Annotated in this window: 13 protein-coding genes; 10 read left to right on the forward strand and 3 right to left on the reverse strand. The window is 75.2% G+C overall.

Going from position 1 to position 14,456, the window contains the following annotated elements; translation table 11 throughout:
- Positions 1 to 28 precede the first annotated feature (28 nt).
- Positions 29 to 454, reverse strand: coding sequence for an XRE family transcriptional regulator (locus tag OHA30_RS33375; protein WP_328917598.1), 426 nt, complete (start codon positions 452 to 454; stop codon positions 29 to 31).
- A 488-nt stretch (positions 455 to 942) separates the two neighbouring features.
- Between OHA30_RS33375 and OHA30_RS33380 the strand changes: the two genes are divergently transcribed.
- Entirely contained in the window at positions 943 to 1,473 is a 531-nt protein-coding gene (locus tag OHA30_RS33380; protein WP_328917599.1) for a GNAT family N-acetyltransferase, read from the forward strand.
- Between the two features lie 139 nt (positions 1,474 to 1,612).
- Entirely contained in the window at positions 1,613 to 2,245 is a 633-nt protein-coding gene (locus OHA30_RS33385) for a DUF6629 family protein (protein WP_328917600.1), read from the forward strand.
- Positions 2,246 to 2,432: 187 nt separating this feature from the next.
- Here the strand turns inward: OHA30_RS33385 and OHA30_RS33390 are convergent, their stop codons facing one another.
- Both OHA30_RS33390 and glsA read right to left on the reverse strand, forming a co-directional pair.
- Positions 2,433 to 3,530, reverse strand: coding sequence for a baeRF3 domain-containing protein (locus OHA30_RS33390; protein ID WP_328918099.1), 1,098 nt, complete (start codon positions 3,528 to 3,530; stop codon positions 2,433 to 2,435).
- Between the two features lie 232 nt (positions 3,531 to 3,762).
- A complete protein-coding gene (glsA, locus tag OHA30_RS33395; RefSeq protein ID WP_328917601.1) occupies positions 3,763 to 5,130 on the reverse strand; it encodes a glutaminase A in 1,368 nt (455 codons plus the stop codon).
- Between the two features lie 137 nt (positions 5,131 to 5,267).
- Here glsA and OHA30_RS33400 point away from each other — a divergent pair, with 137 nt between their 5' ends.
- The 8 genes from OHA30_RS33400 (at position 5,268) to OHA30_RS33435 (ending at position 14,439) form a co-directional block, all read left to right on the forward strand.
- Positions 5,268 to 5,906, forward strand: coding sequence for a hypothetical protein (locus OHA30_RS33400; RefSeq protein ID WP_328917602.1), 639 nt, complete (start codon positions 5,268 to 5,270; stop codon positions 5,904 to 5,906).
- A gap of 84 nt (positions 5,907 to 5,990) precedes the next feature.
- Complete coding sequence (locus OHA30_RS33405; protein ID WP_328917603.1) at positions 5,991 to 6,938, forward strand: DUF4129 domain-containing protein; 948 nt, start codon at positions 5,991 to 5,993, stop codon at positions 6,936 to 6,938.
- Entirely contained in the window at positions 6,935 to 7,441 is a 507-nt protein-coding gene (locus OHA30_RS33410; protein ID WP_328917604.1) for a hypothetical protein, read from the forward strand. Before OHA30_RS33405 ends, OHA30_RS33410 begins: the two co-directional genes overlap by 4 nt.
- Positions 7,442 to 7,551: 110 nt before the next feature.
- On the forward strand, positions 7,552 to 8,562 hold the full coding sequence (locus OHA30_RS33415; protein ID WP_328917605.1) for an AAA family ATPase: 1,011 nt from the start codon (positions 7,552 to 7,554) through the stop codon (positions 8,560 to 8,562).
- A 197-nt stretch (positions 8,563 to 8,759) separates the two neighbouring features.
- Positions 8,760 to 10,136, forward strand: coding sequence for a DUF58 domain-containing protein (locus tag OHA30_RS33420; protein ID WP_328917606.1), 1,377 nt, complete (start codon positions 8,760 to 8,762; stop codon positions 10,134 to 10,136).
- Positions 10,133 to 10,657, forward strand: a complete 525-nt coding sequence (locus OHA30_RS33425) for a hypothetical protein (protein ID WP_328917607.1) — start codon at positions 10,133 to 10,135, stop codon at positions 10,655 to 10,657. Before OHA30_RS33420 ends, OHA30_RS33425 begins: the two co-directional genes overlap by 4 nt.
- Before the next feature lie 282 nt (positions 10,658 to 10,939).
- A complete protein-coding gene (locus OHA30_RS33430) occupies positions 10,940 to 13,405 on the forward strand; it encodes a glycoside hydrolase family 2 protein (protein WP_328917608.1) in 2,466 nt (821 codons plus the stop codon).
- A complete protein-coding gene (locus tag OHA30_RS33435) occupies positions 13,402 to 14,439 on the forward strand; it encodes a LacI family DNA-binding transcriptional regulator (protein ID WP_328917609.1) in 1,038 nt (345 codons plus the stop codon). Before OHA30_RS33430 ends, OHA30_RS33435 begins: the two co-directional genes overlap by 4 nt.
- Positions 14,440 to 14,456: the final 17 nt, after the last annotated feature.

A 14,456-nucleotide genomic window follows, 5' to 3' on the forward strand; every position in this document is an offset into this window, starting at 1 on the left:
GGGTCCCGATCCCGAAAGCGCGGCCGCGCTACCGGGAGTTTCTGTCGGCTTCCCGCTTGGCAATCAGGTCGATCATGTCGCTGATCGTCCCCATGCCTTCCGGTGAAAGGTTGACGGCACGCAGCGCCACGCTTCTGACACCCGCGTCGCGCAATGCGCCGAGCAGTTCCAGTTCCGCGGCGATACGGGCCCCCTGCTCGTCGTCGAAGAAATAAGCCACCGGAATCTGGAAGAACTGCGCGAGCGCTTCCAGATGGCGCTTGGTCGGATTGTCCCGGCGCCCGGTGCGCAACTGCCAGAGGTAGGTGGCCGAAAAGCTCTCCCCGGTGGCTTCCCGGCATGCCCGCGCCACCTCTTCATGGCTGTACGTTTCGCGGTCCGGTCGGCGGACGACACGGAAGAGCGCGTCGATCTTCTCGGCGAGCGTCGACGCGGTGCCGTTCGCCTCGTTCATGACCTGGCCTTTCGCCTCACCGACACATCCAGCGGAGGTGAATCATCCCCATCGGGGGATTCATGTTAGCTGAAGTGCCGTCATCTCGGCAGCCCGGCCGCAATGGTGCGGTACGAGGCGAACGGTCACCGGTGCCGTGGCGCGCGGGACGGTTCAGCGCCCACGGTGACGGGACGCGAAAGGCGGCGGTCCCGGTTCTCCCGGTGAATGAGCCGATACCGATTCCCCGGCGAAAGGAATCACCTCGACTTCTCCGCCCAACAACTTCCGAACTGTCGCAGAATCCATTCCGCGTCCCCTCCGAGCGGTCCCATGGCTTCCCCGGTCATGGTTCCTGGCGGCAGACTCTAGGGTGCCGCCCGCGCGTCGTCAATGATTGCGGACGCCCACGATTGCATTCGACCGCCCGGCGCCGCGCGCCGCCGATTTCCGCACCGACCTCCCTCCTGCCCGTTCCTTGTGTCGTGGCCCCGGCGTACGGTGCCGGGATGAGCGACGCACAGACCGAAGGACCACAGCGGGTACGGCTCCGGCCCTGGTCGGAGGGGGACCTCTGGCTGCTCCGCCGGACGAACGCACCGGAAATGACCCAACACCTCGGCGGCCCCGAGACCGAGGAGCAGTTGGTCGACCGCCACCAGCGCTATCTGGACATCCAGGGGGAAACGGGCCGGATGTTCGCGATCGTCCTGGAGCCCGGCGGCGAGGTCGCCGGGTCCATCGGTTTCTGGGCACGGACCTGGCGGGACGAGCCGGTGTACGAGACCGGGTGGGGAGTGCTGCCGGAGTTCCAGGGCCGGGGCGTCGCGGTCGCGGCCGCGCGGGCGGTCGTCGCCGAGGCCGCGGGGCGCGGTGACCGCCGCCGGCTGCACGCCTTCCCCTCCGTCGAGCACGCGGCCTCCAACGCGGTGTGCCGAAAGGCCGGTTTCATCCTGGTGGGGGAGTGCGCGTTCGAGTATCCGAAGGGCCGGCCGATGGTCTCCCACGACTGGATGGTGGATCTGACGGCCGTGCGCTGAACGGGACTTCGCGGCCCGGCGGCCGGGACCGGCGGGGGAGCCGGTTACGGCCGCCGGGCCGCGGACGTTCGACCCCGGGCCGCGCCCGCGGGCCGTACCGTGGGACCCGACGACCGGTGGACCGCTGCGAGGTGACCGCATGTGCTGGAGCGCGACCGCCGACCTGGCGGCGGGATCGGTGATCGCCGCCGCCGGAGTGGTCTGCGTGGCCCGCGCCCGGCGGGTGCGCGACCTGCCGCTCGCCGCGCTGCCGCTGATCCTCGGCGTCCACCAGCTGATCGAGGCCGAGGTCTGGCACTCCGGCGGGGGCACGGGCGCCGCCACCACCGCCTGGGCCGTCATCGCGCTGCCGCTGCTGGCCGTCTGGGTGCCGCTCGCCGTCCTCTGCGCGGCACCGCGCGGGGCCGGGGCCCGGCTCGCCGTCCCGGTCGTGGCGGGCCTGGCGACCGCCGCCGTGCTCGCCGCGTCCCTGGCCGACCACCCGCCGGTCGCCGACATCCGAGGCCACACCGTCGGGTACGGCGTCGACGTCCCGCACGGGTCACTGCTGATCGCGGGCTATCTGATCGCGACCGTCGGCTCCCTGCTGATCAGCGCGGACCGCGTGCTGCGGCTGCTGGGGGTGCTCACGGGCGCGGGCGCGGTGATCTGCGCCGAGCTGTGGCGGCTGGAGTTCGTCTCCACGTGGTGCGCCTTCGCCGCCGTGGTGTCGGTCGTGATGCACGCCTGGGTCGGCCGCTCCGCCGTCCGCCCGGCCGCCCCCGCGGGCTGAGGCCGGTCGCCGGCGGGGGAACGTACCGCGGCGACCGGTCCCGGGCCTTCACACCGAGCGCCTGTCCCCGCACCGTACGGTCCGCGCCGCCGCGCCGGCCGCCGCGCCGCTCACCGGCGGCGCCCTGCCCGTCCGGCCGACCGTCGCCGGCGTCACCACCGTCGAGCGGCGGCAGCCGGGGCGGGCGTCAGTAGCGCAGCACCGCCGCGATGCGGCCCGCGTCCGCGAGCCCGCCGTCGGGCACGAAGCGGACCCGGGCGCCCGTCTCCAGGGCCTGTTCGGTGATCTCGTCGACGATGTCGTCCCGGGCGTCGCGGTCGTCCGGCGCGGCGGGCACCAGATGCTCGCCGTCGTCGCGGACGGTGGTGCGGTAGCCGTCCTCGACGGCGACCAGGGCGGCCCGGCCCTCCGTGACGGACTGCCACACCTCGTCCACGCCGCCCGCGAACTCCTTGCGGCCGCGGGCCCGGTCGAGGTCGTCGAGGACCGCGGCGACCGCCTCGGCGTCACGCCGCCGGTCGGCCTCCCGCACCGCCCGGCCCAGCGCCTCGGCCGGCCCCTCGACCAGACCGCCCAGGGGGACCCGGGCGACGCTGTCGTGGACCACCCGGCCCACGTCGTCCAGGGTGCTGATCGCCTCGCTCTCGCCCACCACGTACAGCGGGCGCGGATCGGCGGCCAGCACGGTGCCGACCTCCTCGGAGACCTGCCGCAGGAAGGTGCGGGTCTCCTCGTCGTTGTACAGGCTCGGCCGGTCCCCGCCGCGCTGCAGCCGCTCGGGGTCGAAGGCGAGCGCCGCGCGCCGCACGGGGAAGGGGCCCTTCTCCGGCTCGGGGATGCGCCCGCGCCTGCCGCTCCACAAGGTGGCGACGTCCGCGGACAGCGCCAGCACCCAGTACGGCTGGTCGGCGGCGTGCGCGGCGACGAGATTGCGGGTCAGGAAGGTCTGCGCGAGCACCACCCGCGCGGGCACCGGCCGGCTCAGCGTCCACACCTGGTGCTCGCCCGGCGCGGCGAAGATCGCCAGGCCCTCCTCGGCGTGCACCAGGTCGACATCGCCGAGCGCCTGGTCGAGCCGGCCTATGACGTCGATCCGGTCGGCCCTGGGGATGTCCGGATCGTTGTGCACGGCCTCCTTCGCCTCCTCCAGGAGGTTGCGCAGCCGTACGGCGTCCTGCGCGTTGTCCGGTTCGCGCCTGTGGGTGGGAAGCAGGACCGACACCGCGGGGTACTTGCGCGGTCGGCGCAGCTCGGCGAGGGCGGCGGGCGTCAGCGGCTGGTACATCGAGGGCATGGCGAACCTTTCCGGCGACGGCGTGCGGGGGCGCGTGGCCCGGCAGTACGGCGCGGGGCGGCGGATTCGGCGCGGTGCGGGGGCCGGCGGCGGGGGTACGACCGCGCGGGCGGCCCCCCGATTCCTCACTTCTTCTCTCTTCCTGGATAGCTCAATGTGCCGACTTCCGCAGCCCCAGCCGCCCGCGGCCCGGCCCCGCCCGCCCGGTGGCCGGCCCTCGCGGTCAGCTCTCCCCGGACCGCGCCGACTCGGCCAGCAGCCCGTCCTCGGCCCAGGCCAGCGCCTCCGGCAGGCTGTCGAACCGCACCGCGCCCCCGGCCAGCCCGTCGCCCGCGGCGCCGACCACGCCGAGCCGGTGCCCGACGGCCGTGACCCGCTCCAGCGCGGCGGTCAGCAGCGCCCGGGCCGGCGGCCGCACACCGCTCACCTCCGCCAGGTCGACCACCAGCCACCCCGGGGTGTCCGGCGCGATCCTGGCCAGCTCGTGCAGCACCCGCTCGGCGGCGGTGAAGTCCAGCTCGCCCTGCGCGGCGACGACCGCGATCCGCCGGCCCTCGCGGGCCAGCAGCGCGTGCTCGGCGGCCGTACGCGTGCGGCGCGAGGGGGTACGGGCGGCGGTCGTGGACACCGTGACCGTGTCCGGGCCCGGCGCCGGGCGGTGCATCAGATGCATGCCGAACCGTTCCGACAGCTCGCGCATCGCCGCCACCGCCCGCACCGGGCTGCCGGTGCGGTCCAGCGGCGGGCTGTAGCAGGCGATGCCGAACCGCGCCGGGCTGGCGGCCGTGAGCCCGCCGGAGACCCCGCTCTTGGCGGGCAGCCCGACCCGTACCAGCCAGTCGCCCGCCGCGTCGTACATCCCGCAGGTCGCCATCACCGCGAGCACCTGCACGGCGACCGGCTCGGGCACCACCGTGCGGCCGGTCACGGGGTTGACCCCGCCCGCGGCCAGGGTCGCCGCCATCACCGCCAGGTCCACGGTGTCCACCCGGATCGCGCACTGCCGGAAGTACGCCTCGGCCGCGACCACCGGGTCTCCGCGCAGCGACCCGGCCGCGTGCATCAGATAGGCCAGCGCCCGGTTGCGGTCGCCGGTCGCGGACTCCGAGCGGTAGACGTCCTCGTCGACGTCGAGCCGGCGCCCGGCGAAGCCGCTGAGCACGTCCAGGATCCGGGCGAAGCGCTGCCCGGGCGACGAGGCCGGGACCAGGTTCGTGGTGGCGATCGCCCCCGCGTTGATCATCGCGTTGGCCGGGCGCCCGGTGCCGTGCTCCAGGCTGATCGCGTTGAAGGCGTCGCCGCTGGGCTCGGTGCCCACCCAGCGGCTCACCTCGTCCACCCCCAGCTCGGCCAGCGCCAGCGCGTACACGAAGGGTTTGGAGACCGACTGGACCGTGAACGGCACCCGGGCGTGCCCGGCCTGGTAGCGGTGGCCGCTCATGCTCACCAGGGCGATGCCGAAGTCGTCCGGGTCGGCCAGGGCCAGCTGCGGGATGTACGAGGCCACCTCGCCGTCGGTCAGCGGCAGCAGCCGCCGGTGCACGTCCGCCAGCCCCTCGCTGATCACGTCGAACTCCGCGGCACCCGCCATGCGTCCATGCTTCGCGCGGCCCGCCGCCCCCGCAACGCGACGGGCCGCCGCCGAGTCACCCGTACGGCCCGCCGGGCGCTGCGGCGGCCGGGGGCAGCGCCCAGCGTGGGTGTGTCGGACCGACCTGGAGGCCGCCCATGAGCCGAACCCGTGCGCGTGCCCCGGCCCGCGCCCGCCCCGCCCTCCCGGCCGGCCGGCCGCTGCGCTCGGTGACGGCCGGTCTGCTGGTGACCACCGCGGCCGTCGGCCTCTCGCTGCTCACCGCGTGCGACTCCTCCTCCGACTCCTCCGGCAGCGGCCACACCTCGCCCGGCACCGCCGGATTCTCCGGCTCGCTGCCCTCGGTGCTGGCCTCGCTGGAGGCCTCGGGCAAGGCCGCGGCCTCGTCCGCCGTCTCCTCCGCGAGAGCCGCCGCCTCCAGCTTCGCCGAATCCGCCCAGACCAGGGTCAGCGGTGACTCCCTGCAAGCCCGACGGGCCGTCGACGCGGCCGTGGGCAAGGGCAACGCCATCGAGGACGTCACCCTCGTCGGCCTGCCGAAGAAGGACACCGTCGGTCTGCACGCGGTCGCGGTCAATGTCGTCAACCACAGCCGCGGCAGGGAGTCCTTCGCGGTCGAGGTCGAGTTCGTCGACTCCTCCGGCAGGGTGGCCGCCTCCGCGGTCGTCGGCGCCCCCTCCCTCGCCCCCGGGCACCGGGCCCAGCCGATCGCCTTCAGCACCGAGGAGCCCGGCGTCACCCTCTTCCCCCGCGTCGCCAAGGCCCAGCGCTACTGAGACCGCCGCCACCGCGCCCGAGGGGGCGCGTGATGACAGGTGTGCGGCGGTGTGCGAAGCTGCCGACCGCGAGGAACGGGCACGGTGGCGGGGCGGGAGCCGGTGGTGGGGCGGGAAACGGGAACGGGCGGCGTCGGCGCGGGACAGGCCGCGCTCGCCGTGATCGTGGTCGCGGGAACCGCGCTCGGCGCGCTCGCGCTGCGGCCCGGCGGCCCCGCCCGGGGCAAGGGCCCGTGGGGCCAGCACGGACTGGCCGTCGCCGCCCTCGTGGCCGGCTGGCTGGCCGCCGGGATCTGGCTCAACAAGCGCTACCGGGAACGCATGGGTGACGCCGACCCGCGCCTCGGCCCCGTCGAACAGCGCCTGGCCGACACCGTCCGCTGCGCGCTCCTGGTGCTGCCCGTCGCACTGCCGGCCCTTCTGCTGGCCCTCCACCCGATCAGCACGGGCGGTGACGGGCAGCCCCCGCCGCGGGTGACACTCCCGCCGAACCGGGCGCCCCTTCCCCCGCCGCCCCCGCCCGGGTCCCCGCACGGCCACCCCCTGCTGACGGCCCTCCTGCTCGGCGTCGGCGCGCTGCTGCTCCTCGCCCTGGCCGGCTGGGCGGCGCTGTCCCTGTGGCGGCTGCGCAGGCCGCTGCCGCTGCCGCACCGCACGACCTACGCCACCGCCGACGACGACGCGCAGCAAGCGCTCGCCCAGGCGGTGGACTCCGGGCGCCGCGCGCTGCTCGACGGCGACGACCCGCGGGCCGCCGTCATCGCCTGCTACGCGGCCATGGAGGAGTCGCTGGCCGCCTCCGGCGTCGCCCGGCACGCCTCCGACAGCCCGCGGGACCTGCTGGAAAGGGCCTCCGCCGACGGCCTGCTCACCGGCCCGGCCGCGGCGGAGCTGACCGCGCTCTTCCGCGAGGCCCGCTACTCCACCCACCCCATGGACGGCTCCCACCGCGAGCGCGCCTCGGCCGCGCTCGCCGGGATCGCCGACCGGCTCGAATCCCGCGCCGCGGCCGCCGCCGGAGCCGCCTCATGACCCGCCCCCGGTACGCGCCCGGTTCCGTACGCCACTCCGCCGCCGTGCTCTGCGCGCTCGCCGTCGCCTCGGTCCTCGTCCTCTGGCTCGCCGACGGCACGGCCGCCGCGGCGACCGGCCTCGCGCTGTTCACCGCCGCCGGGCTCGCCGTGGCCCGCTTCGCGGCAGGCGGCGGCTCGCAGGACAGCGGCTTCCGCAGATCCGTACGGCTGCTCGGCAGCCGCGCCCCCGCGCTCGGGGAGTGGCAGCGCATCGTCGACAAGGCGTTCGGCCGCGAGGGAGACGTTCACTTCACCACCACGCTGCGCCCTCAGCTCCAGCGGCTGTTCGCGGCCCGGCTCGCCGAACGCCACGGCGTCGCCCTCCACCGCTCCCCGCAGCGGGCCCGGACCCTGGTCGGCGCCGACCTGTGGCCGTGGATCGACCCCGCGCAGCCACCGCCCCGGCGGCCGCTCTCCCCGGACGACCTGCGGGCGCTGCTCGACCGACTCGAAGCGCTGTAGGCCCCGCCCGTGTTCCGGCACATCCCGCCTTCCCCGCGGCGCCCCCGGCCGGACCCGGCCCGGCCCGCAGCGCCGCACCCGACCCGCCCCGGCAAGTGAGGACCCGTCCCGTGACCAGCCCCCAGCCCCGCTCCCACCCCGACGCCCTCAGCCCGCGGGAGGCGGGCGAGCGGGCGACCGGGGTGCTCGCCGAGATACGTACCGCCGTGGTCGGCAAGCCAGAACCGCTGGCCCTGGTCATGCTCGGCATCCTGGCCGGCGGACACGTCCTGATCGAGGACCTGCCCGGGCTCGGCAAGACCCTGCTGGCCCGGTCCTTCGCCACCACGCTGGGACTGGACTTCCGCCGGGTCCAGTTCACCCCCGACCTGCTGCCCTCCGACGTGACCGGCGCGCCCTTCTACGACCAGCGCACCGGCGAGATGGTCTTCCACCCCGGGCCGGTCTTCACCCACCTGCTGCTCGCCGACGAGATCAACCGCACCCCGCCCAAGACCCAGGCCGCCCTGCTGGAGGCGATGGCCGAGGCGCAGGTGTCCATCGACGGCGAGACCCGGCCGCTGCCCGAGCCGTTCGTGGTCGTCGCCACCGCCAACCCCATCGAGTACGAGGGCACGTACACCCTCCCCGAGGCGCAGCTCGACCGCTTCCTGCTGCGGGTGCGGATGGGCTACCTCACCGCGCCCGAGGAGACCGGCATGCTGCGGGCCCGGATCGACCGGGCCGCCCCCGAGGCGAAGTTGCGCACCCTCAGCGGGCCCGCAGAAGTGCTCGCCCTGCGGGCGGCCGTCGAACGCGTCGAGGTCGAGGACGACCTGCTCGACTACATCGTCGCGCTGACCGGCGCCACCCGCGCCCATCCGCACGTCCAGGTCGGCGCCTCGCCGCGCGGCGGGCTCGCCCTGGTCCAACTCGCGCGCGCCCGGGCGCTGCTGGACCTGCGCGACTACGCCACCCCGGAGGACGTCAAGTCCGTCGCCGTCCCCGCGCTCGCCCACCGGATCACCCTCAAGCCCGAGCTGTGGGTCCGTCAGATCGACGCGGACGACGTCGTCCAGGAGATCGTCCAGTCCACCCCCGCGCCGCGGACGCTGCCGCGGGCCGCGGCCGGCGCGTCGTGAGCCGGCCGCCGCGCGGAGCCGGGCCGGCGGGCGAGGCGGGGACGGGGACGGGGACGCAGGGAGACGCCGCGACCCCGGGTCGGGCCGCGATGCCGGTCCCGCCCGCGACACCGGTCCCGCCCGTGCCCTCCGGCCCGCTCGACGCCGCCGTGTCCCCGGGCCGGGGCGCGCCGCTGGTCCCGGCCGTACCCTCCGGCGTGCCCGGACCCACCGCGACCCCCGCCCCCGCCCCCTCCGCCGTGCCCGACGCCCGGGCCGAGGCCGCCGTGCGGCGGGCGCTCGGTGGGGAGCCCGGCGAGCCCGCCGAACCCCCGCCGCCGCCCCCGGCCGGCTGGCGGGCCGGCGAACGCGCCCTCGGCCACGCCACCGTGGCCGCCGTCGCACTGGCCGCCGCCCTGATCACCGGCCACGCGTGGCTGCTCGCACTGGCCGCCGGACCGCTGACGCTGCTGGCCCTCGCCCTGCCGTACGGCGCCCGCCCGGAGCGCGTCGAGACCTCCGTCGAGGTCGAGCCGCGGCGGGTCTTCGAGGGAGAGCAGGTCACCGCGCGGATCACCGTCACCCACGACGGCCGGGCCGGCCGGCTCGACCCCGGCGTCACCCTCGGCCCCGGCCTGCGCCTCGACCACCTCACCACCGGCCGCGCCCACCTGGAACTGGTCTTCACCGCCGAGCGCTGGGGCCGCTGGACCCTGGGCACCGTCGACATCGACCTCTACGACACCGGGGGCACCGCCCGCCGTACGGTCCGCGCCGACCTCGGCGAGATCGCGGTCTTCCCGGTGCCCTCGCACGCCGCGCTCACCCCCGTCCCGGTCCGGCTGCCGCAGCGGCTCGGCGAGCACACCGCCGTACAGCGCGGCGAGGGCGTCGAGGTCACCGGCGTCCACCCGTATGTACGCGGTGAGCGGCAGCGCAGGATCAACTGGCCCGCCAGCACCCGCCGCGGCTCGATCCAACTGCACCAGTTCGCCGCCGAACGCGCCGCCGACACCGTCGTCCTGCTCGACGTGCTCACCGACGTACGCGACCCCGGCACCGGCACCTCCTCGCTCGACGAGACCTTCCGCGCCGCCGCCGGGCTGGTCCGCGCCTATCTGCGCACCCACGACCGGATCGGCGTGGTCTCGGTGGGCGGCGCCACCCGCTGGCTCCAGGCAGGCACCGGCAACGGCTACTTCTACCGCATCGTGGAGAGCGTGCTGGAGGTCCGCAAGGACCTCGCCTACCGCACCACCGGGATCAGCCGTCTGCCCCCGCCCGCCCTGCCCGAAGGCGCCCTGGTCTACGTCTTCACCCCGCTCACCGACTCCCGCATCCTCGACGTGCTGCACCAGGTGCGCGGCCGCGCCAACCCGATGGTCGTCGTGGAGATCCCCTCCGGCGACCCGCCGGTCGAGCCCGGCGACGTCACCGCCGAACTCGCCCTGCGGCTGTGGCGGGCCGACCGCGACGCGACGCGGTTCGCGCTCACCGAACGCGGTATCGCGGTCGTGCGCCACCGGCCCGGTGACACCCTCGACCTCGCGCTCGCCCCGCTGCTGCGCGCCCGTATCCACGGAGGAACCCGATGAGCCCCGCCGGGGAACGGCTCGCCGCCCGTCTTCTGGGCGTCGCCCTCGTGCTCGCGGCCTGCGATCCGCCCGCCGCCCTGCACGCGTCGGTGCTCGCCCAGGCGCTGGTGGTGCTCGCGGCCGGTGCCGCCTGGTGGGCCGCGCCGTTGGTCGACGAGCGGCCGGTGCGCAGCTCGACGCGGCCGACGGCGATGGCCGCCCGGCGCCGTACGACCCTGCTCGCCGCCGGGGCCGTCGTCCTCGCCGCCGTAACCGAGCCGCCGGCCTGGCTGGCGGTGTGCGTGGCCGTACTGCTCCTGGCCTATCTGCTGGTCACCGACCCGTGGCTGTTCGGCGCCACCGCGCCGCGCGGCCGCCCGGCCGCGGGGCCCCCGCTGATCGCGGCCGCGGCGAGCGCCGTGGTCCTCCTCGCCGCGCAGGCGCCGGTCGCGGACACCTCCTGGGCCCGCCTCCCGGCGGCCCTCGCCGTAGCCGCGACCGTCACCTGCCTCGCGCTCTCGCTGCGCCACCGCCGCGACTAGCGCCCGGCGCACCCGGCATCACACCAGGTGAATGCGCGCTGGATCGGTTCAGTAAAACGGTCCACAACAAATGAACACCCCGCTTCCCATCTGCACTTGTGGTGCTTTACCGTTTAATGGACAGCCAGTCGGCGGCCCGCTAGGTTGAGCGCCGGTGCCCCGCGGCCCACTGACCGGCGTCGACGGTGAAAGCCGACGGCAGCAGTCCGCCGCGGCCGGACCAGCAGGCGCCACACCGGCCGAATCAGCCGAGTCGGCCGGACCAGCAGGCAAGGAGTAGGGATGAAGGACGTCACGCCGGTCGCCGACGGCTGGAGGCTGCGCCTGCCCGACACCGGCAGTGTGCCCGCCGTCGTGCCGGGCTGCGTGCACACCGACCTGATGGCGGCGGGGCTGCTCGTGGACCCGTTCCTGGACCGGAACGAGACCGAGGTCGCCTGGGTCGGACGCGCCGACTGGACGTACGAGACCGTGCTCCCGCCCCGCGCCACCGGACACGAGCGCACCGACCTCGTCTTCGACGGCCTCGACACCGTCGCCGCGGTCCGCCTCGGCGACACGCTGCTCGGCACCACCCGCAACATGCACCGCGGCTACCGCTTCGACGTCACCGGGCCGTACGGGGAGCGGGAGACACCGCTGACCGTCGAGTTCACCTCCGCCTACACCGAGGCCGAGCGGGTCCGCGCGCTGGTCGGCGACCGGCCCAACTCGTACCCCGAGCCCTTCCAGTACATCCGCAAGATGGCCTGCTCCTTCGGCTGGGACTGGGGACCGACCCTGGTCACCGCCGGAATGTGGAAGCAGGTCAGGATCGAGCACTGGTCCACCGCCCGGCTGGCCGGGGTCGTCCCGCTGGTCACCGTGGACGCAGGCACCGGCCGGGTCGAGGCCCGGCTGGAGCTGGAGCGCACCGCGACCGGCGCCGACCGCGCGCTGACCGTACGGCTGCGGGTGGGGGAGACCTCCGTCGAGGCGGACGTCCCGGCCGGCGCCGACCGGCTGACGGTCACCGCCGAGGTGCCCGACCCCGCCCTGTGGTGGCCGCGCGGCTACGGCGAACAGCCGCTGTACGACCTGGAGATCACCCTCCTGGACGGCGACGCCGAACTGGACGCCTGGCGGCGGCGGATCGGCTTCCGCGACATCGTGCTCGACACCGCCGCCGACGAACACGGCAGCGCCTTCACCCTGGTCGTCAACGGCACCCCGGTCTTCGCCCGGGGCGTCAACTGGATCCCCGACGACGTGCTGCCCACCCGGATCGACGCCGCCCGCTACCGCCGCCGCCTGGAGCAGGCCGCGGCCGCCGGCATCGACCTGATCCGCGTGTGGGGCGGCGGGATCTACGAGAGCGACGACTTCTACGACGCCTGCGACGAACTCGGCCTGCTGGTCTGGCAGGACTTCCTCTTCGCCTGCGCCGCCTACTCCGAGGAGCAGCCGCTGCGCTCCGAGATCGACGCCGAGGCCCGCGAGAACGTCGCCCGCCTCACCCCGCACCCCAGCCTGGTCCTGTGGAACGGCAACAACGAGAACCTGTGGGGCTTCCGCGACTGGGACTGGGAGGGCGACCTCGCGGGCGGCTCCTGGGGCGAGGGCTACTACCTGGGCCTGCTGCCTCGGATCGTCGCCGAGACCGACCCCACCCGGCCGTACTGGGCGGGCAGCCCCTGGTCCGGCTCCTGGGACCACCACCCCAACGACCCCGGCCACGGCACCGCCCACTCGTGGGAGGTGTGGAACCGCCGCGACTACCGCGAGTACCTCGACAGCGTCCCGCGCTTCGTGGCCGAGTTCGGCTGGCAGGCGCCGCCCGCGTACGCCACCGCGCGCCGCGCGATCAGCGACGAGCCGCTGAGCCCGGTCTCGCCCGGCATGCTGCACCACCAGAAGGCCGAGGACGGCAACGGCAAGCTGGACCGGGGACTCGCCCACCACTTCCCGGTCCCGGCCGACTTCGACACCTGGCACTACCTGACCCAGGTCAACCAGGCCCGCGCCATCGCCACCGGCATCGAGCACTGGCGCTCGCACTGGCCGCGGTGCGCCGGCACGATCGTCTGGCAGCTCAACGACTGCTGGCCGGTGACCTCCTGGGCGGCGATCGACGGTGACGAGCGCGAGAAGCCGCTCTACCACGAGCTGAAGCGGCTCTACGCCGACCGGCTCGTCACCGTGCAGCAGCGCCCCGGCGGGCTCGTCGCGGCGCTGGTCAACCAGAGCGCGCGGGACTGGTCGGGCACGGCGGTCCTGCGCAGGGTCGCGGTGGACGGCACTGTGCTTGCCGAGGCACGGCAGCCGTTCACCGCGGCCTCCCGGACGGTCGCCGACCTTCCCGTACCGGAGCGGGTGCTGCCCGCGGCCGGCAGCGACAAGGAGTTCCTGACCGTCGAGGCCGACGGTCTGCGCGGACTGTGGTTCGCCGTACCGGACAAGGACTTCGCCTATCCGGCGCCGCGCTGGGACGTCTCGGTGACGGCCGGCGGCGACACCACCGAGGTCACCGTCACCGCCCGCTCCCTGCTGCGCGACCTGCTGCTCCAGGCGGACCGGCTGAGCCCGTCGGCCGCCGCCGACCGGGGGCTGATCACGCTGCTGCCGGGGGAGAGCGCGACGATCACCGTACGCGGCTGGGACCGGCCGAACCCGGACTCCGTGTCCGCCGCCCTGTACACCGTCAACACCGCGGTCGGCTCGGCGGCCGGCGCCGCCGGGCAGCTGTCCGGCCCGGACGGCGGCCGGTGAGCGAACCGGCCCAGGACCCGGGACACCGCCCCACCATCAAGGACGTCGCCGCGCTCGCGGGGGTGTCCAAGGGGGCGGTGTCCATGGCGTTCAACGGGCGCCCCGGCGTCTCGCAGGCCACCCGGGCACGGATCCTCGACGCCGCCGGCCGGCTCGGCTGGGCGCCCAGCCTCAACGCGCGCGCCCTGTCCGGCACCCGGGTCGACACCATCGGCCTGGTCATCGCCCGGCCGGCCCGGATGCTCGGCCTCGAACCCTTCTACATGGAGTTCATCTCCGGCATCGAGAGCGTGCTCGCCGACCACGACAGCGCGCTGCTGCTGCGGCTGGTCCGCGACGTGGACGAGGAGATCGCCGTCCAGCAGGCGTGGTGGCGCTCCCGGCAGGTCTCGGGCTCGATCCTGGTCGACTTCCGCCAGGACGACCCGCGTGTTCCCGCGATCGGCTCGCTGGGCATGCCCGCGGTCGCCGTCGGCCACCCCTCGCTGACCGGGCCGGTGCCCGCCGCCTGGACCGACGACGCGGCGGCCGTCTCCGACGCCGTACGGTATCTGGCCGCGCTCGGCCACCGCAGGATCGCCCGGGTCGGCGGCGCCGCCGTGCTCGGCCACACCGCCATCAGAACCGCCGCCTTCGAGGAGACCGTGCGCGAACTGGGCCTGGAACAGGGCCGCAGCGTCGTCACCGACTTCTCCGGCGGCCAGGGCGCCCGCGCCACCCGTACCCTGCTCGCCGCCCCCGTGCGGCCCACCGCCATCCTCTACGACAACGACCTGATGGCGGTCGCCGGGCTGTCCGTGGCCGACGAGATGGGTCTGTCGGTGCCCCGGGACATCTCCCTGCTGGCCTGGGACGACTCGCAGCTGTGCCAGCTCACCCGGCCGCAGCTGTCGGCGATGAGCCACGACGTGTACGGCTTCGGCGCCGAGGTGGCCCGCCGGCTGCTGGCGGTCCTCGGCGGCGAGCAGCCGCGGCAGGGCCCGGTCGCCACACCCGTGCTCGTCCCCCGCAACAGCACCGCCCCGCCGGCCTGAGCGCCGGCGGGGCAGTG

Source organism: Streptomyces sp. NBC_00223 (genome assembly GCF_036199905.1).
Lineage (GTDB): Bacteria > Actinomycetota > Actinomycetes > Streptomycetales > Streptomycetaceae > Actinacidiphila.